Annotated in this window: 15 protein-coding genes; 8 read left to right on the top strand and 7 right to left on the bottom strand. The window is 44.2% G+C overall.

Annotated features, from left to right (window positions below):
• Window positions 1–65 precede the first annotated feature (65 nt).
• Together ACR63T_RS08655 and ACR63T_RS08660 are read right to left on the bottom strand one after the other, a co-directional pair.
• Entirely contained in the window at window positions 66–758 is a 693-nt protein-coding gene (locus tag ACR63T_RS08655; RefSeq protein ID WP_472783709.1) for a cupin domain-containing protein, read from the bottom strand.
• A complete protein-coding gene (locus ACR63T_RS08660) occupies window positions 736–1,473 on the bottom strand; it encodes a gamma-glutamyl-gamma-aminobutyrate hydrolase family protein (RefSeq protein WP_472783710.1) in 738 nt (245 codons plus the stop codon). The genes ACR63T_RS08655 and ACR63T_RS08660 overlap by 23 nt, the downstream gene beginning before the upstream one ends.
• A 330-nt stretch (window positions 1,474–1,803) precedes the next feature.
• Between ACR63T_RS08660 and ACR63T_RS08665 the strand changes: the two genes are divergently transcribed.
• The 6 genes from ACR63T_RS08665 to ACR63T_RS08690 all read left to right on the top strand — a co-directional run bounded on the left by ACR63T_RS08665 (window position 1,804) and on the right by ACR63T_RS08690 (window position 9,738).
• Window positions 1,804–3,147: a glutamine synthetase family protein gene (locus ACR63T_RS08665; protein ID WP_472783711.1), complete on the top strand. Its 1,344-nt coding sequence runs from the start codon at window positions 1,804–1,806 to the stop codon at window positions 3,145–3,147.
• A 1-nt stretch (window position 3,148) separates the two neighbouring features.
• A complete protein-coding gene (locus ACR63T_RS08670; protein WP_472783712.1) occupies window positions 3,149–4,498 on the top strand; it encodes an NAD(P)/FAD-dependent oxidoreductase in 1,350 nt (449 codons plus the stop codon).
• A 143-nt stretch (window positions 4,499–4,641) separates the two neighbouring features.
• Window positions 4,642–6,135 (top strand): Na+/H+ antiporter NhaC family protein, encoded by a 1,494-nt coding sequence (locus tag ACR63T_RS08675; RefSeq protein ID WP_305898466.1) that lies wholly within the window; start codon window positions 4,642–4,644, stop codon window positions 6,133–6,135.
• Between the two features lie 107 nt (window positions 6,136–6,242).
• Complete coding sequence (gene aguB, locus ACR63T_RS08680) at window positions 6,243–7,112, top strand: N-carbamoylputrescine amidase (RefSeq protein WP_472783713.1); 870 nt, start codon at window positions 6,243–6,245, stop codon at window positions 7,110–7,112.
• A 57-nt stretch (window positions 7,113–7,169) separates the two neighbouring features.
• The gene (gene aguA / locus ACR63T_RS08685) at window positions 7,170–8,276 is read left to right on the top strand and encodes an agmatine deiminase (RefSeq protein WP_472783714.1); all 1,107 of its coding nucleotides are present in this window, start codon (window positions 7,170–7,172) and stop codon (window positions 8,274–8,276) included.
• An 88-nt stretch (window positions 8,277–8,364) separates the two neighbouring features.
• Window positions 8,365–9,738, top strand: a complete 1,374-nt coding sequence (locus ACR63T_RS08690; protein ID WP_472783715.1) for an NAD-dependent succinate-semialdehyde dehydrogenase — start codon at window positions 8,365–8,367, stop codon at window positions 9,736–9,738.
• 88 nt (window positions 9,739–9,826) lie between these two features.
• Here the strand turns inward: ACR63T_RS08690 and ACR63T_RS08695 are convergent, their stop codons facing one another.
• From ACR63T_RS08695 to ACR63T_RS08705, 3 genes are all read right to left on the bottom strand, one after another.
• Window positions 9,827–11,269 carry an APC family permease gene (locus ACR63T_RS08695; protein ID WP_201569485.1) on the bottom strand — a complete coding sequence of 481 codons (1,443 nt, stop codon included), beginning with the start codon at window positions 11,267–11,269 and terminating at the stop codon, window positions 9,827–9,829.
• Between the two features lie 357 nt (window positions 11,270–11,626).
• Complete coding sequence (gene gabT, locus ACR63T_RS08700; RefSeq protein ID WP_472783716.1) at window positions 11,627–12,898, bottom strand: 4-aminobutyrate--2-oxoglutarate transaminase; 1,272 nt, start codon at window positions 12,896–12,898, stop codon at window positions 11,627–11,629.
• Between the two features lie 67 nt (window positions 12,899–12,965).
• Window positions 12,966–14,444 (bottom strand): NAD-dependent succinate-semialdehyde dehydrogenase, encoded by a 1,479-nt coding sequence (locus ACR63T_RS08705; protein ID WP_472783717.1) that lies wholly within the window; start codon window positions 14,442–14,444, stop codon window positions 12,966–12,968.
• Between the two features lie 256 nt (window positions 14,445–14,700).
• Here ACR63T_RS08705 and ACR63T_RS08710 point away from each other — a divergent pair, with 256 nt between their 5' ends.
• Window positions 14,701–15,471 carry an IclR family transcriptional regulator gene (locus tag ACR63T_RS08710; RefSeq protein WP_305898472.1) on the top strand — a complete coding sequence of 257 codons (771 nt, stop codon included), beginning with the start codon at window positions 14,701–14,703 and terminating at the stop codon, window positions 15,469–15,471.
• A 58-nt stretch (window positions 15,472–15,529) separates the two neighbouring features.
• Here ACR63T_RS08710 and ACR63T_RS08715 read toward each other — a convergent pair whose 3' ends face one another.
• Complete coding sequence (locus ACR63T_RS08715) at window positions 15,530–16,774, bottom strand: CaiB/BaiF CoA transferase family protein (RefSeq protein WP_472783718.1); 1,245 nt, start codon at window positions 16,772–16,774, stop codon at window positions 15,530–15,532.
• Between the two features lie 201 nt (window positions 16,775–16,975).
• Window positions 16,976–18,178 (bottom strand): acyl-CoA dehydrogenase, encoded by a 1,203-nt coding sequence (locus tag ACR63T_RS08720; RefSeq protein ID WP_472783719.1) that lies wholly within the window; start codon window positions 18,176–18,178, stop codon window positions 16,976–16,978.
• A 223-nt stretch (window positions 18,179–18,401) separates the two neighbouring features.
• Between ACR63T_RS08720 and ACR63T_RS08725 the strand changes: the two genes are divergently transcribed.
• On the top strand, window positions 18,402–19,217 hold the full coding sequence (locus ACR63T_RS08725; RefSeq protein ID WP_472783720.1) for an IclR family transcriptional regulator: 816 nt from the start codon (window positions 18,402–18,404) through the stop codon (window positions 19,215–19,217).
• The last annotated feature ends 83 nt before the right edge of the window (window positions 19,218–19,300 follow it).

The raw sequence follows: 19,300 nt of genomic DNA on the forward strand, positions 1-19,300 counted from the left end.
ATGTACTATTAAAAAAGCCTAACGTTTAACGCTAGGCTTTTTTGTGAGCTATTAATTCTGAGACGTTAGAATGTTGCTGGTGAATGGGCGCTAACGATACGGGTAATGCCGTTGCTAGGGTTTAAAAAGGTATGCGGATGACTGGTGTTAATAACATAGCTGTCGCCCTCGTTTAATAAGTAAGTCACCTCATTAATACGAATCAAAATCTTACCTTCGATCACCGTGCCAATCTCCTCGCCTTCATGAGATATTCGATCCTCAGTTGAACTATTGGGCTGATACTCTTCAATCAAAAATCCTAAATTCTTGGTAGGACTGCCATTAAAAACCTGCTTGATTGAAACCTGACTATTAGGCTCACTGATCTCAATCAAATCTTTAGGGGTTACGACCACTCTTGCCTTGCGCTCCTGCCACTCATCACTAAAAAAGGTGCTAAGATCAGAGTCCAATACCGTCAAGATCGCCTTTAGGGTGTTGATCGCTGGGCTCACTTTATTGCGTTCTATAGCACTTATCGAGGTATTAGTGACGCCAGCTAGCCGTGCTAATTTCCTTTGCGAAAATCCTTTCGTCAGCCGTAGCTGATTTATCTTTTGGCCAATGTCTTCTTCTATTTGCTCATCTAGCTGTTGCTCGTTTAGCTGATTTTGATACGAGTCAGCTAACATTTGCTCTTTAACCGACGCTGACTTAGGCTCATCGGCTTGAGAGTCATTAGCTTGAGAAACATTAGGAGTGTTTTTGACTGGCATAGTGAATAAATTCCGTAAACAAAAATTTGGACAAGTCATCTTTCGTATAGTTTAGCTCAGGATGCCATTGTACACCAATCATAAACGGATGTTTCATTAAGCTGATAGCCTCAACCAATCCATCACGTGCCAGCGCTTCTACGAACAATCCTTTGCCGACCTCATTAATGGCCTGTTTGTGCAAAGAATTTACATGCCACTCGTCGCCAAAAGTAGCCAATCTACCATCAGGTTGAATAAGCACGTCATGAACAGGCTGATATTGCACCTCTAATGGCGCAGTACTGTCCTCTAGATGCGGCTCATAAAATCCTTCAACCTCACGCCAATCAGGATGTAGAGTTCCGTCAAAATAGACATTCATCTCTTGTAGTCCTCGGCACACTGCTAATAGAGGCATACCTGATCGCTCAGCAGAAGCCAATAACTTAAAGCTAAGCGCATCACGATTCACGTCCTGCTTTTCTTCACTATGCGACGCACCATAACGCATGGGCGCGACATTGCTATAGCTGCCTGTCAATAAAATACCATCTACTACTGTCATCAGCGCCTCAAGGTTCACGCTCTCAGCAGCAGTATAGGGTAGTAATATCGGGTTGCCACCATAGTGCTGTACGGCATCGATATACTTTTGATACACCGCTTGTGCTGGCTGACCATCGACCATTTTATGACAAGATACGATGGCGATTATAGGTCTGATAATAAGCATATTTTATTTTCCTAAATAAGGTTGGCTAAAGTCTAATTTCTATTTAAGTAAAATTTAGCACAGTATTCTTACAAATGTAAACTATAAGTTTCATTATAGTTAATAATCCTAATCAATGAATAATATAAATTACTTTTTCATGATTTTAAATAAACATTGACAACTATAAATTTCATATCTATATTAAAGGACATCACTAACAGTAAGTAAGATATTGACAGTAGAAGCCCACGATTAGGTCGTTATATCCAAGCACTCTAAGTCGTTAATACCATAGATAAAAAATGCTAAACAACCCTGAGAAGCTCTAAAATAATAGGAATAGTAGACATGACAGCAGCCAATGGAATGGTCGAATCTGCAAACAATACTGAGTACGTATATATTGCAGCAGGTGATATCAACGGTTTACTACGCGGCAAACGCATCCCGTTTGATCAGATGGACAAGGCTCAAAATGGCGGCGTACGCTTGCCTTTATCTATTTTAGGCGTTGATATTTGGGGCGCGGATGTCATTGAATCCTCACAATGCAATGGTGACATTGATGCTCTTGTCCGTCCTACTGGACGCGCCGCTTTCAAGTTGTTAAATACCAGTGCCCCATCATCGCTTCTACCAGTCTGGTTATATACCGAAGACGATGAACCTTACTATGGTGACGCCAGACACGTATTGGACTTTATCAGTAAAAAATTCAAAGCACTTGGTTTGACACCAGTTATGGCAACTGAGCTTGAGTTTTATTTGGTGGATTATGTGGAGGGAGAAACTCCTAAACCGCCTATTCGTCCAAAAAGTGGCCTTAGATTAAACAAAACCTCTATTTTAAGTATCACCGATTTGCTACAGTTCGATGAGTTTTTAGATGACGTTTACACAGAATGTAAAAAACTAGATATCCCTGCTGATGCCGCTTTGGCAGAAAACGGCTGTGGTCAGTTTGAGATTAATCTGTTGCATGTCGATGATCCGCTTAAAGCGGCAGATGACGCTATTTTATTTAAGCAAGTGGTCAAGTCTGTAGCGACGCGTCACGGATTGACGGCAACCTTTATGGCAAAGCCGTTTGGCTTACAGTCCGGCAACGGCTTTCATGTGCACTGTAGTTTGCTCGACAAAGATGGCAATAACATCTTTGATGATGGTAGCGATGCAGGTTCTGATACCTTACGTCACGCAGTCGCCGGATTGCTCAAGACTATGGCAGATTGCACGCTATTATTTGCACCTCATGTCAACTCTTATCGCCGCTTCACTCCAGGCACGCTTGCTCCTAATAACATCTCATGGGGCTATGAGAACCGTACGGCAGCGGTACGTATCCCTGGTGGCGATACCAAAGCACGCCGTATCGAGCACCGTGTATCTGGGGCAGACGCCAACCCTTATCTGGTCTGTAGCGCGGTATTAGCCGGTATGCTCTACGGTATAGAAAACAAACTCGAAGCACCTGAGCCGATCAATAGCATCACTTATGATGATACCGATCTAAAAACTTTACCTTTAGACTGGCTGTCGGCAATTCGAGAGTTTGAAAATAGCGATGTGATTAATGAGTTATTCCCAAATGAGATGATCGAGCTGTTAATTGCCGTCAAAAAGCAAGAAGCCAAACGTTTTGCTCAGCAAGTTACTAATCTTGAATATCGTACTTATTTACAGGATGTCTAATATGTCAAATACCACTTTACCTAACGACGCGTCGACCAATAACAACCGCCGCAATATTCCTCATTATTCAGATAAGGGACAGTATCCTGACAGTTACTATGCGGCTAGTCGCAATCCTAAGCCTGATAGACCAACATTAAAAAACGATATTCAGGCTGAAATCTGTGTAGTTGGTGGTGGCTATAGCGGGTTATCAGCTGGGCTACACCTTATAGAGACCGGTCACGAAGTCGTCATTTTAGAAGGTGCACAGATTGGTTGGGGCGCCTCAGGGCGCAATGGCGGGCAGATCGTCAATGGCCTAAATGCCAGCTTGCAAAAAATCAAAAAGTCTTATGGTCAACAAAACGCTGATTTTGTCAGTCAACTGGTCACGCGCGGCGGCAAGATTATGCGCCGATTTATCCGTGATTACGATATTAAGTGTGACCTAAAAGAGAAAAATATATTTGCCGCTTTTAATACCAGCCAGCTAAAGGATCTGCAAGACACCCACAACTTGTGGGAGAGCTATGGTATGCATGAGCGCGAAATGTTAGATAAAGATAGCATCCAGAAGTACATCAATACCGATGCCTACATTGGCGGCATCATTGATCACTCAGGCGGGCACATTCATCCGTTAAACCTAGCGCTTGGCGAGGCGGCTGCTATTGAGCAAGGTGGCGGCACTATTTATGAAAACACGCTTGTCGTTGATATCGAATACGCGGATGACTCTATCAAAGTTATTACCGAATTTGGTACGGTCACCTGCAAGCAAGCGGTACTATGTGGCAATGCATATTTGAACAAAGTGGTCCCTAAGCTTACCGATCGGGTCATGCCCGTCTCTACCCAAATTATCGCCACTGAACCATTGGGTGATCTAGCGGATGAGCTAATTCCATCGGATGTTTGTGTTGAGGATGTACGCTATATCCTCGATTACTATCGCCTGTCAGCGGACAAGCGTATGCTGTTTGGTGGTGGCTCTGTGTACGGTGGCCAAGATCCTGCCGATATCGCTAATAAAATCAAACCCAACATGTATAAGATATTCCCGCAGCTGCGCGACTTCAAAGTCGACTATGCTTGGAGCGGCAACTTTGCCTTATCTTTTTCGCGCGTGCCGCAGTTAGGTAAGTTACATGAGCGAGTTTATTTTGCGCATGGCTATAGCGGGCATGGTGTGACAGGCTCTCATCTGTTTGGACAGATATTGGCTGACGCTATCAATGGTAAAAAGGATGAGTTTGACGCTTTTGCGCTGATTCCATGGATACCTTTTCCTGGTGGGCGCGCCTTGAGAGTACCGTATTCGGTAATGGGCTCATGGTGGTATTCGCTGAAGGACAGTACTGGTATGTAACTATAGTCTGATATCGAGAGCTATACTAAATAAGTCGTTTATTTTTATGCCATGGTTGTTGATAGGGCTGCCATGATCGCATTTTAAGATTAAGAACAGGACTGTTCTATTAAAAATAACGAAGTCTTACAGGGAATGTATCTATGAATATGAAACTCAATGATGCGGTCGAACACCAGTATCAAAACAAGCGTATGTTTATGACCTTGGCAGCGGGGATTATCATATATCTCGTTTTTGCTTGGATGTCATTTAATCATGACGAGGCAGAATCTTGGGGTGCATTGTCTTTGCTGCCAACACTATTGGTGTTGGTCACTGCTATCGTCTCTAGGCGTCCCTTTGAATCGATGATAGCAGGTTGTATCGCTGGCCTCGTCATGCTTAATCCTTTCGATTTAGTTTCCCCCTTTGCAGATAATATATCGATAGTATTAGGTAATGAGACGATCATTTGGATCGTCTTGGTTTGCGGACTAATGGGTGGTCTTATTCAGCTGCTTGAGATCAGTGGCTGTTTGGATGGCTTTAGTGAATGGCTACAGAAAATTATCAAATCACGCAGGCAGTCGTTATTAGCGACTTTTGCATTAGGAGTCGTGGTTTTTATCGATGACTATCTAAATTGCTTAGCGGTGTCAACCTCAGTCAAAAAACTCACGGACGTCTATCAGGTATCACGCGAGAAGCTGGCTTATATTGTTGATTCAACCGCAGCACCGATGTGTATCATCGTTCCTATTTCTACATGGGCGGTATATTTTTCTGGTTTATTAGAAGAGAATGGTGTAGCAGGAGACGGTGAAGGATTGGGTCTTTATATCAGTGCTATTCCTTATATGGCCTACGCTTGGTTTGCTCTACTGATCGTATTTTTGGTCGCTTACGGTATCTTAGGTGATTGGGGACCGATGAAAAAAGCAGAAGCACGCGCTAAAGCAGGTAATCCTGTGCCGGAAGAATTCGTTGAGGAGCAGCTTGTCTCTAACGTGCAGGCCAAACGTAAATTATCCTTTAAAGCCAACATCGCCAATTTCGCTTTTCCTATGATTCTGCTTATCGCTTCAACAGTTTATTTTGAGGTTGATCTATTACGTGGTGCATTATTCACCTGTTTTGTCACGGTTATTATCTACTGGATACAGGGTATCTTAAGTTTTAATACTCAAGTTGAAGCCATTTTTAAAGGCTTTAAGGTTATGCTTTATCCTCTCTCAACCGTTATTGGTGGCTTTTTCTTAAAAGAAGTCAATGATAGTCTTGGTATGACGACTTATGTTATCGATGCTATTACGCCTTATATGACTATCATTATCTTTCCTGCCGTTATCTTTGTCGTTATGGCGTTTTTGACTTTTGCCACCTCATCGAGCTGGGGTCTGTATGTTCTTGCGATGCCAATTGTATTCCCAATCTCATTAGCACTTGGTGTCAGTACGCCCTTGATGATCGGTGCACTTCTATCTGCATCATCGTTTGGTAGTCATGCTTGCTTCTTTAGTGATTCGTCGTTATTAGCAGCACAAGGTGCGGGTTGTTCACCGATGCAACATGCCTTTACCCAGTTCCCTTATGCAATGCTTGGCGCAGGACTAGCGGCTGTTAGCTTCTTAGGTATGGGTTTTGCAATGGCTTGATATTACTATCAATCTCTGATTTTGGGTAGTTGCTAGCTAGTAGCTACCCATGTTTATCTGATTCATTGACGCCTTTTGTCAAAATTGTTTATAAAAGGATTTATATTATGCGTAACGTTACCGTCGCTACGACCCAAATGACTTGTGGTTGGGATATTCAGCAAAACATCGATACTGCAACTGAGCTGGTCACCCAAGCGGCCAAAGCTGGTGCCAATATTATTTTACTGCAAGAGCTGTTTGAGACGCCTTATTTTTGCCAAGTACATGACTTTGACTACTTCAAGCTGGCCACTTCAGTTGAAGATAATGCCGCTATCACTCACTTTAAAAAACTAGCGAAAGAGTTAGAAGTGGTACTACCCATTAGTTTTTATGAAAAGTCAGGTAATGCTTTTTTTAATAGCGTCACTATCATTGACGCAGATGGCAAAGTATTAGGCACTTATCGTAAAACGCATATACCAGATGGTATTCCTTATGCTGAAAAGTTTTACTTCACTCCAGGCGATACAGGCTTTAAAGTTTGGAATACTAAGTACGCCAAGATCGGTGTCGGTGTCTGCTGGGATCAATGGTTCCCTGAATGCGCGCGTAGCATGGCGCTCATGGGTGCTGAGCTATTGTTTTATCCAACCGCTATTGGTGATGAGCCAACATTGAATGTCGAATCAAAAGATCATTGGCAGCGCTGTATGCAAGGACACGCAGCGGCAAATCTGATGCCCGTTATCGCCTCCAATCGGATTGGTACTGAGACGATTACGCAAAATGCGACTGATAGCGTTATGACATTTTACGGCAGCTCTTTCATTACTGATGGTCGCGGCGAGATGATCAAAGAGGCCTCCAAGGATAAGCAAGAAATTATTAGTGCTACTTTTGATTTGGATAAGCTAGCAAGTGATCGTCAGCATTGGGGTATCTTTCGTGATCGCCGTCCATCGATGTATGGCACTTTGTTGACTCATGGCTAAACTGTCATTAATTTACCAAATCACTATCTAATGTAATACTGATAAAAGGACAAGCCTATGTCTAACCTCATTCAAAACTCAACACCTAAACATGATGGCTTTTATATGCCAGCAGAATATGCGCCTATAGATAAGGTGTGGATGGTATGGCCTTATCGAACGGATAACTGGCGCCAGCAGGCTACTCCAGCGCAAGCCGCTTATGCAGCCGTTGCCACAGCCATCAAGCAGTTCTGTAACGTTAGCATTCTGGTGGATGCTGATAATTTACAGAGTTGCCAAGATCAACTGCCAAATGATATTGAAGTCATGGCAATGCCAAGCAACGATGCGTGGGCGCGTGATACTGTGCCGACCTTTTTAATAAATGATCATGGCGAGCTGCGCGCTTGTGATTGGACGTTTAATGCTTGGGGCGGCGATTATGATGGTCTGTACTCCCCTTGGGATGATGATGACAAGCTTGCTGAGCGCTTATGTGAGCAGTTGGCTATCAAGCGTTACCGTACTGAGGGCTTTGTAATGGAGGGCGGCGCGTTTCATGTCGATGGTGAGGGTACGGTACTCACTACACGTATGTGCCTACTTAGCCCTGGACGTAATCCACAATTAAATGAGCACCAAATCGAAGATAAGCTCAAAGATTATCTCAATGTCGAAAAGGTACTATGGATTGACGATGGTATCGATCCTGATGAGACTACCGGTCATATCGATGACTTAGCCTGTTTTGTCCGTCCTGCCGAGGTAGTCTGCTTATTTACTGAAGACTCTAGTCATCCATTTTATGCGGCTACTCAACAAGCCTACGCACAGCTGTGTGCCATGACCGATGCCAAAGGTAGACGTCTAAAAGTTCATGAACTGTGCTGTACTAAAAACCCAGTAACTCTGCCTGATAACCACGATATTGTATCCTCTGATGATGCCAAACCACGACTTAGCGATGATGTCTGTATCGCCTCTTATGCCAATTTTTTGATTTGTAACGAGGGTGTTATCGTACCGCAATACGATGATATAAATGATAGCTTAGCCATTGAACAACTTGAAAAGATCTTTCCTCATCATCAAGTAGTAGGTGTACGCACAAAAGAGATTGTATTTGGCGGTGGTAATATTCACTGCATTACACAGCAGCAGCCAACGACAGATGCAAAATAGACGCAAAATAAACACATGTTGATAACGTGTTATTTTATGTTCTATCTTTAAATAAAAACCAAAAACGGACTTTAACCCAAGGAATTTTATGAGCGATTATCAAGTTAACAACCCAGCTACCGGCGAGCTTGAAGCTACCTATCCAGCTGCCAATGACAGTGACATCCAACATGCGATCAAAAGTGCTGATGATGCCTATCAAGACTGGCGTCATGTCTCGATAAATGAACGCAGTGCATTGATGCATAAAGTCGCTGATGTTTATATTGAGCGTCAAGATGAGCTGGCACAAATTGTAGCAACAGAGATGGGCAAACCTGTCGCGCAAGCTAAAGGCGAGATCGGGTTAGTTGCTGAGATTTATCGCTATTATGCCGATAATGCAGAGCAGCTATTAGCGACTAGTAAAATTGAGGTTGATACAGGATCAGCGTCGGTAGAAAAACATCCAGTAGGCGCGTTACTTGGTATCATGCCGTGGAACTATCCGCATTATCAGGTAGCACGTTTTGTCGCGCCAAACGTTATGGCGGGTAATACTATTATCCTAAAGCACGCGCCGCAGTGCCCTAAGACTGCTGAAGTTATCGTCGATATCCTCAAGGATGCCGGCTTACCTAAAGGCGTTTATAACAATATCTTTGCCACTAACGAGCAAGCTGCGACTATTATCCAAGATAAGCGGGTTCAAGGCATCTCATTAACGGGCTCTGAACGTGCTGGTGCAGCGGTTGCCAAAGAAGCTGGCGGCGCCCTCAAAAAAGTCGTGTTAGAGCTTGGTGGTTCTGATGCCTTTATCGTGGCAGCAGATGCTGATATCGCGCAAGCGGTTCAAAACGCTATTGTCGGTCGCTTTGGCAATACAGGACAAGCTTGTAATGCAGCTAAACGTCTTATAGTAGTAGAAGAGGTGTACGAGCCGTTTGTAAAAGGCTTCACCGATGCGGTACGCGGTATTTCAGCGGCTGACCCTATGCAAGAAGATACTTTTATCGGTCCTATGTCTTCAATGAGTGCTGCTAAGAACTTACAAAAGCAGCTAGATAGCGCTATTCAAGACGGTGCAACGGTACTGGTTGAAGGCGGTATGACTAAAGACAAAGCTGGTGCTTGGTTTGCACCTGCCGTCCTCGCTGACGTCGATAGCTCTATGAATGTCTATAGCGAAGAGCTATTTGGTCCGGTTGCTGTCATCTATAAAGCGCGCGATATCGCTCATGCAATTGAGATTGCTAATGACGTGCCTTTTGGTCTAGGCGCTTCTATTCAAACTCAAGATGCCGATCTTGCTGCTGATATCGCTGATAAGCTTGAGGTAGGTATGGTCACTATCAATGCCCCTTCTGGTTCTGAAGCTAATACACCATTTGGCGGTGTTAAGCGTTCAGGATTTGGTCGCGAGTTAGGTACCCTCGGTATCACTGAGTTCTTAAACTATAAACTCATTCGTGATAAGTCTTAATCGATAGACTTAGCTCAAGAAAAGGGCCTAACTATAAAAGTTAGGCCCTTTTCTTGAGCTATTTTAGAACAAAACAGTGACTTATAAGTTATCTTTTAGGAGGATTATCCTTTAACCAAAGCTGGTTAACGATTTTCAGCTCACGTAACTCTTCAGCCATGATAGATTCACTGATGCCAGGGTATCTAATTCTTGCATAGCTATACAAAGCAATACCAAGTAATGTCCACCCTATAAAGATCCACCATTCAACACCAATAAGTGCTGAAGGCATGCCTGGCATATACAAGGTCAATAAGCCAAAGCTGAGAATAATAGTGACTACACCGACAAGCTTACCTGCTGGTATTTTAAAGGGACGTACCATATCAGGCTCGCGATAACGCAACACCAGAAACGAGATCGCCACGCATGTATAGGCAATCACAATACCAAAACCGCCGGCATCAACAATCCAAACCAACATCTTACGACCAAATAACGGCGCAAGTGTAGCAAGGCCACCTATCAATAAAATAGCATTCACAGGGGTGTTGTACTTTGGATGCAGCTTACCTAAAAATGCTGGTAACATCCGTGCCTTAGACATCGCGTAAAGCAGACGACTACCACCAATTAAGAACGCATTCCAGCTCGATAAAATACCGAGTACACCACCAATGACCAGTAAAATGCCTGCCCATTTACCACTCCAGGCGTTGGTCATCGCATCAGCCGTTGCCAATGTCGAGTTCTCTGCTTGTATTAATGGTAGCGTAGTGCCAACACTCCAAGCCACAGCAACATACCATAATACCGCGATGACGATTGAGATAATCAAAAACTTACCGATATTAGGACGAGTAAGATCGATCTCTTCTGCGGCTTGTGGAATAACGTCAAACCCTACAAACATAAAGGGCACCATCACGATAACCGCCATTACGCCAGCTGCACCACCAATAAACGCAGGTGCTTGTACTGCCGTTGAATTGGCAGGGTTATACAATATAGCACCAACAAATAGCAGTATACCAACGAACAAAATACCAACGACTGCGGTTTTTTGGAACCAAGCGCTGACCTCCATGCCACGAATATTTAGCCAAGTGACAACCACTGAGCCAAGCATCCCTACACCGACCCAAGTGGCGTAAACATCCCAACCAGCGATAGTCCATAAATAGCCTTGGTTATAGTTGGGAATAAAGTATTCAACCACCGTCGGTAATGCAACAGCTTCAAAAGCTACTACAGAGAAGTAACCAAATAGAATACTCCATGAGCAAATAAAGGAGACGTTGACCCCTAACGCTCGATGCGTATAAGTATGTTCACCCCCAGTAATAGGCATTGACGCTGCCAACTCAGCATAAGTCACCCCAATTAGGATCACTGCCATGCCCCCTAATAAGAATGCTAACATCGCACCCCAAGTTCCAGCAGCAATAATCCAACCCCCTGCCAAAACGACCCAACCCCAACCAACCATCGCTCCAAATGCTAAGGCGATAATATCAAACACCCCTAGCGATTTTTTTAATCCAGACATAACCTACTCCTTGTCTTAGTGTCATCCTTGATAGATCAAACATTTGACCGCCTTAGCTGCTCAACTAACAGCTACTAAGTAAGCTATTCGTTAATCAATCAAACCTGTATTACTAATCCTAATCTTTATTATTTATCAGTGTTTTTAATTTATCTAAACGCTACTGATGAAGTAATGCTACAAACAACAACGGCGTCTTGTCGTGCAAGGCGCCGTTGTGTTACTCAGACCGATATTAAACGTAAGGTCATAAGCGCTAAGCAGTGCCTTGCTTAAGATTTGAATTATCAAATCTTATTACTTATACATCAGGGCTTATAAACTAGGGCTTATAAACAGCCGCTTATAAACGACTACTTATGCAGCGGTTAGTATAGTCTTGATGATATCAAGACCTTCTTGCAGTACCTCGTCTTCGACAGTGAGCGGTACCATGACGCGGATGGCATTGCCATGCATACCACAAGAGGCTAGTAATAGCCCATGCTCAAAAGCTTTGGCTTTTAAATGAGCAGTCGCGGCGGCATCCGGGTTACCTTCGCTATCGATTATCTCAAACGCTAGCATCGCGCCTTTGTGACGGATATGACCAATACTGCTCAAGCTCATATCTTTTAAAAATTTTTCAATTTTGTCGCCAATCTCGATACTACGCGCAAGCAGGTTCTCTTCCTCAATCACTTCCATCACGGCTAAAGCGGCGACACAAGCTAGTGGATTACCCGAATAAGTACCGCCAAGACCACCTGTTTTCGGCGCATCCATAATATCGGCGCGACCGATAACAGCTGAGATCGGATAACCACCCGCTAGGCTTTTGGCGCACGTCATCAAATCAGGCTCAACGCCTAATTGCTCAGTGGCAAATAATGTACCGGTTCTAGCAAAGCCACACTGCACTTCATCAAATATCAATACAATGCCATGCTCGTCACAAATAGCGCGCAATGCTTTTGCAAATGATGGCGTCACTTGATGGAAACCACCCTCGCCTTGCACAGGCTCAATGATCATCGCAGCCACTTCACTAGGATCGATAGACGCTTGGAAAATCATCTCAAGGCTATGCAATGCTTGTGCTTCTGTAACGTTTTGCTCTTCACAAGGAAATAGCGCATGAAAAATAGAGCCTGGCATAGGGCCAAAGTCTTTTTTGTACGGTATGACTTTACCCGTCAAGCCCATGCACATCAATGTACGACCATGCCAGCCGCCAACAAAAGAGATAATACCAGGACGACCTGTTTTAGCACGGGCGATCTTGATGCAGTTTTCGACCGCTTCTGCGCCAGTGGTCAAAAATAATGCCTTTTTATCACCGCTAATCGGCGCTTTTTCGCATAGCTTTTCAGCCAGCTCAACATAGCATTCATAGTTGATCATTTGCGCGGCGGTGTGAGTAAACTTATCGAGCTGCTCACGGACGCGCTGAGTGATCTTAGGATGGCTATGACCCGTATTCAGTACCGAGATACCACCAACAAAGTCGATATAGCGATTGCCTTCAACATCCCAAACTTCTGAGTTTTTGGCTTTTTCTGCAAAGATAGGAAACGCGATGCCAAGTCCAGTGGGTAGTACTGCTTTGCGGCGCTCAAGTAACGATTTATTGGTGGCTGTAGTCGTCATAAGAATGTCCTTTTCTGTATTTTAGATATAAAAGTTATGTGATTAGTGATTTATTTAACGAATAAAGCTAGCTGATGTCTGAACACCAGTACTTAGTCACGACATATTCTTCTATGCCGTATTTTGAGCCTTCGCGGCCAAACCCTGACTGCTTAACGCCACCAAACGGAGCGACTTCAGTAGAAATCATACCCGTATTATGACCGACCATACCGTACTCTAAGCTTTCAGTGACGCGCCATGCCCGCGCATAATCACTAGTATAAAAATAAGCGGCTAGGCCATAAATAGTATCGTTAGCGGCATGAATAACTTCTTCTTCGCTTGAGAAGGTAAATATCGGTGCGATAGGGCCAAATATCTCTTCACTTGCGATATCCATGTCGCTGCTAATATCGCTGATTACTGTCGGGTTGTAACTGAGCGCTGAGGCATTATTAGTGCTGCCACCAGTGATTAAAGTAGCCCCTTTATCCAAAGCGTCTTTTAGTAATGCTTGTACTTTCTCTAGTGCTTTTTCATTAATTAAAGGACCGACGTTAACCCCTTCATCTAGCCCATTACCGACTTTTAGCTCAGCGACTTTTTTGATGAAGATGTCTAAGAATTTTTCTTTGATGCTGTCCTGTACATAGACACGGTTGGCACAAACACACGTCTGACCGGCATTGCGATACTTAGAAGCAATCAAGCCATCAGCAGCTTTGTCTAAATCGGCATCTTCAAAGACGATAAAAGGCGCGTTACCGCCTAGCTCTAGCGATAGCTTTTTGATCGTTGGCGCACACTGCGCCATTAAGGTACGACCGACTTCGGTAGACCCTGTAAAAGATAGCTTATGAATACGCGCATCACCGGTCAGGATGTCGCCGATGACTGAAGACTTACCAGTAACCACTTGAATCACGCCAGCTGGAATACCCGCTTGCTCAGCTAAAGCGACTATAGCTAGTGCCGAAAACGGAGTTTCGGTAGCAGGCTTGATAATCATCGTACAACCTGCTGCCAGTGCCGGTGCCGCTTTACGAGTAATCATCGCTGCAGGAAAGTTCCAAGGAGTAATCGCCGCACAAACCCCAGCAGGCTGCTTTAGAATGACATAGCGCAGCTCTGCTTTGCTAGAAGGAATGACATCACCATAGACTCGTTTGCCTTCTTCAGCGAACCAACGAATAAAACTATTGGCATAACCAATCTCGCCGCGAGATTCGCTCAGAGGCTTACCTTGCTCAACGGTCATGATAATCGCTAGATCCTCACAGTTAGCATCAATAAGATCAGCCCACTTCTGTAATAGCATGCTACGCTCTTGCGCGGTTTTGGCCGCCCAGGCAACTTGTACTTCATGAGAATAGCTCACCGCATCATTGACATCTTGGGTCGTCAAGCTTGGGACAGTACCAATGACATCGCCACTAAACGGATTGGTGACGTCAATAGTGGCATCATCACTAGCACCGTACCAGCCATCTTTGATAAGGCACTGCTGCTTAAATAAGCTTGGATTAGATAGATTAGATTTTGTTTTCGCTGATGTGTTTGACATCCAGACGCTCCTTGTCGTTAAGCCTTAGCTGCAAGCTTATTAATTTTATTATTCGTTCGTTTCTAAAGAATATAAGTTATGATTCAATAAATGATTGATAACCAGTAATTTATTCTATACTATACATTGTTCAATATGCTGAACACATGTTCTATATATGAGACTCATTATAGGAACGATAGGCTGTACTTTGCAACCTTTATTATTAATATTATTATGATGGCTGTGGTCACCATTTTTAGGGCATAGGAAATATATGAGCACTACCGCCGTTCCCGCTTTGGACAAGACTTTTCAAATATTAGATTTGATTACTGATAGTGGTCAGCCGCTAACAGCTGCGCATATCGCTCGGCAATTAGACTTGCCTCGTAGCTCTACTCATAATATTTTACAAAGTTTGCTCGCCAAACATGTGATCTACAAAGACGCTGATAGCCGCTTTCATTTGGGCTCCTATCTATTATATTGGGCTGGTAAATATGAGCAGCAGCAAGGTGTCATACAGTTATTCAAAGACTTAATTATCCAGTATCCTGTACTACTACAGCATACGGTAACTTTATCCAAGCTTGACTTGGGTGAGGTGGTGTTTTTGGCCTGTCACGAAGCTCCTGCCTCTTTAGGATTTACTTTCCGTGCTGGCGTACGAGTGCCTGCGGTGTTTTCGGCCACGGGTAAAGCTATGCTCTCTACCCTATCTATGCAGACTATTGAGTCTATATATGAAAGCAAGTTTCCTTCGCCCATCACCCAAAATGGTGTAGATAGCTTTGTCAAATTATCTGCTGAGCTTAGCACTATTAACGGTAGTCGTATCTCGCTCGACGATGGACAGCTACGCGATGGCATGTATTGCTTAGGCACTTATATCCGCAATGCTTCAGGCAATGCTACTATAGGGATGGCAGTCAGCTTTTTGCAAGCAGAGTACGAGTCCAAACGAGCTGAGGTCAGTGCCGCTCTCATTGAGCTGGCTGAACAGATAGAGCAGCGTCTGGGCTTTCATGCCGCGCACTCAGCATAACTGGATAATGTTACGCCTAAACACTCCCTTAATTAGCAAGACTGTAAAGGAGTAACTACTAAACAATGCCATCCGCTCTAAGCTTAGCAATCATCTCGCTGTCATAGCCAAGTGATGCCAGCGTACTATCGGTATGCTCACTCAATCGTGGTGGCGGCGTACGATAACTGACGGGCGATGCTGATAGCTTAATCGGATTTCCTAATGCTCGCACTGGACTACCTTGTGCAGCAAAATCAACAATCATCTCACGCGCCTGCGCTTGTGGCATAGCCAAGGCTTCAGCGACATTATGAATAGCACCCGCAGGGACACCTGCTTGTGATAGTGTCCGTAACCAATACGCCCGAGGCTGCTGAGCAAACTTTTTACTTAACCATTCACATAGTAGTTTGCGATGCTTTACTCGTGCTGGATTAGTAACAAAACGCTCATCCCGATGCCAACTAACCTCTAATGTTGCGCATAGCTTAGCGAACTGGCTGTCGTTGCCACAAGCTAAGATAAAGTGCTGATCGCCCTCACCTGCGAACACTTGATAAGGGACGATATTAGGATGCTGATTGCCAAGTCTGGGCGGAATCTTGTTCGAAGCTAAATGATTCATGCCGACATTAGCCAGCATCGCCAGCGCACTGTCGAGCAGTGCCACATCGACATGCTGTCCACGCCCGCTATGTTGCCGTGCTATCAAGGCAGCTTGAATACCTATCGTCAGCTGCAAACCTGCAAATAAGTCAACGACGGCGACCCCGACTTTGTGCGGTTCACCAGCGCTCGGTCCAGTAATACTCATTAATCCTGATAGCCCTTGGATAATATAATCATAACCGGGCAGCTTAGCATCAGGGCCAGTCTGTCCAAAACCAGTCAAAGACGCATATATCAAGCGTGGATTTTCTTGCTTAAGACTGGCGTAATCCAAACCATATTTCTTTAGACCTCCAACCTTAAAGTTCTCTACCAAAATGTCGCTATCGGCTATCAGCTGTTTAATAATGGTTTGCCCAGCTGGCGTAGTGATATCCACAGTGAGTGATTTTTTATTGCGATTAATCGTCGCATAATAAGCGGAGGTGTCATCACTAAAAGCAGGCGGTGCCCAATGTCGCGTCTCATCACCAATATGTGGACGCTCAACTTTTATAACTTCTGCGCCTAAATCCGCCAATACTTGAGTGCAAGATGGCCCTGCTAATACTCTAGATAAATCTAAAACTTTTATACCGTGCAAAGCGCCCTTGTCATTATTGACACTATTATCATTGTTATCACTATTGGCATTAACCGCATTTGTGGTCATAAAACCTCCTATATCTTAATAAATCTTTGCGCACTTTTATTAAGCCATCTATTATTTTTTACTTAAAAGCTGCTATTAATAATTGATAAGCGCTTTTGATAGATTTTTTGGTAATCAATAGCCAATAAAAAGCGTACGTTGCTGAACGCTATATTAAGAGCTGAACAGTAGCGCACGCTTGTTATGATTAACTAAAACGTCTTAGTAAAACGCTTGGATACCCGTCTGAGCACGACCTAAGATCAACGCATGGATATCATGAGTACCCTCATAAGTATTGACCGCTTCTAAGTTCATGACGTGACGGATGATATGAAACTCATCAGAGATACCGTTACCACCATGCATATCACGGGCGACACGAGCGATATCGAGCGCTTTGCCGCAGTTGTTACGCTTAATCAGCGAGATCATCTCAGGCGCTGCATTGTGCTCGTCCATCAGGCGGCCGACTCGTAGAGCCGCTTGCAAGCCTAAAGTAATCTCCGTTTGCATATTAGCAAGCTTTAATTGTATGAGCTGATTTGCGGCCAGTGGACGACCAAACTGCTTACGATCTAAAGTATATTGACGCGAGGCTTTCCAACAAAATTCTGCAGCCCCCATCGAGCCCCAAGCAATACCATAACGGGCTTTGTTTAAGCAACCAAAGGGTCCCTTGAGTCCACGAATATCTGGAAAGGCATTGGCTTCAGGGACGAACACTTTGTCCATGACAATCTCACCTGTCACCGAGGCACGTAGTGAAAACTTACCGCTAATTTTGGGCGCTGATAAGCCTTTCATGCCTTTTTCTAATATAAAGCCACGGATAATACCCTCATCATCCTTAGCCCAAACGACGAATACATCAGCGATAGGACTGTTGGTAATCCACATCTTCGTGCCAGTCATCTCATAACCGCCAGCGACTTTACGTGCACGCGTTGACATAGAGGCAGGATCTGAGCCTGAGTCCGGCTCAGTCAAGCCAAAGCAGCCTACGTATTCGCCAGATGCTAATTTGGGCAAGAATTTTTCTCGTTGCTCCTCAGTGCCGTACTCATAGATAGGATGCATAACCAAGCTTGACTGCACACTCATCGCTGAGCGGTAGCCTGAGTCAACCGCTTCCACTTCTTTAGCCAGTAAACCATAAGCGACACTGGACATACCCGCGCAATCATAGCCCTCAATAGTCACACCAAGCAGACCCATCTCACCCATTTGACGCATGATATTACGATCGAAAACCTCATTGCGATTGGCCTCAACGATATTAGGCATCAGCTCTCTTTGAAAAAACTGGTGCGCGGTATCGGTGACCATACGCTCTTCATCCGTCAACTGATCGCGTAATAAAAACGGATCTTCCCAATCGAAACTTGGGCTGGTAGTAGTACGTAGGCTAGTAGGTTCTGTCATATCGTGCTCCTTGACGGGTTTGCGTGGTATAGGCGTTAATAGAGGGTAAAACGCTATATTTATAATAGAACTGTGAATATGAGTATTAAGCGTTAATTTACTTATCTTAAATTTGCTGCTTGCTTTACTAGTTCCACTATGCGAAACTTAGTTTCATATTATGAAACCATTTAAGCAGAATTATAGACTGCTGTAAACCCCTATCGCTAACTATGGCTATAAAATGATAAAAAACACGCTTTTATTAGAGAACATTAATAACCAGCTCATACACAGTAAAGAAGCTGAAGATCGGCGATTTATCACCGCGCTTGGCCGTGGTTTACTGTTGCTCTCTGCATTTGAGCATCAACCGCAAATAAGCCATCAACAGTTGTGTCAGATGACTGGGCTACCCAAAGCCACCGTTACGCGACTGATTTATACGTTGACTACCCTTGGATTCTTGCGTACCACTGCGCAGGGTCAATATCAGCTAGGCAGCAGTGCGGTTCGTTTAAGCGCTAGCGCTTGGAGTCAGCATGATTTGGTGGCATTTGCAGAGCCTCTATTGCGTCAGTTTGCGTTAGACAATGAAGTGTCAGTGAATTTAGCCACCGAGATTGAAGGAGAGATGCGTTATTTAGCCTGCTATCGTAGCCCTGCACGGCTATCGGTAAATCTGCAAGTGGGCTCCGCTGTCCCTATTGCTGATACCGCTATTGGTCGGGCATTTTATGCCGTAAGCTCATTGACTAGACAGAGTGTTATTGATGCTAATTTGCGAAATCGACTCAGTGAAGCGAATGCTCTTCAGGCAAGAGCGACTCTAGTAAAATCAGCGCAATATCACCAAACTCACGGCTATACACTATCTGATGGCGAGTATTCAGCAGATATCTTAGCAGTAGCCGTTGGGGTATTTGATGTAACGACAGGACATTATGGCTACTCGTTGAACGCTAGCGTGCCAAGAGCGAACTGGGATGCAAAGGAATATGCAGCAATGATAGTGCCTAAGTTGCAGACATTGGCTGAACAGATTGGGAATGGGATTTAAATAAAAGTAGCATAGCTATATCTATTCCATCAACTTTCCATTTAACTTCGTTGAAATGTTAAATCATATGCGTATGATTAAAT

Source organism: Psychrobacter sp. M17(2026) (genome assembly GCF_055699815.1).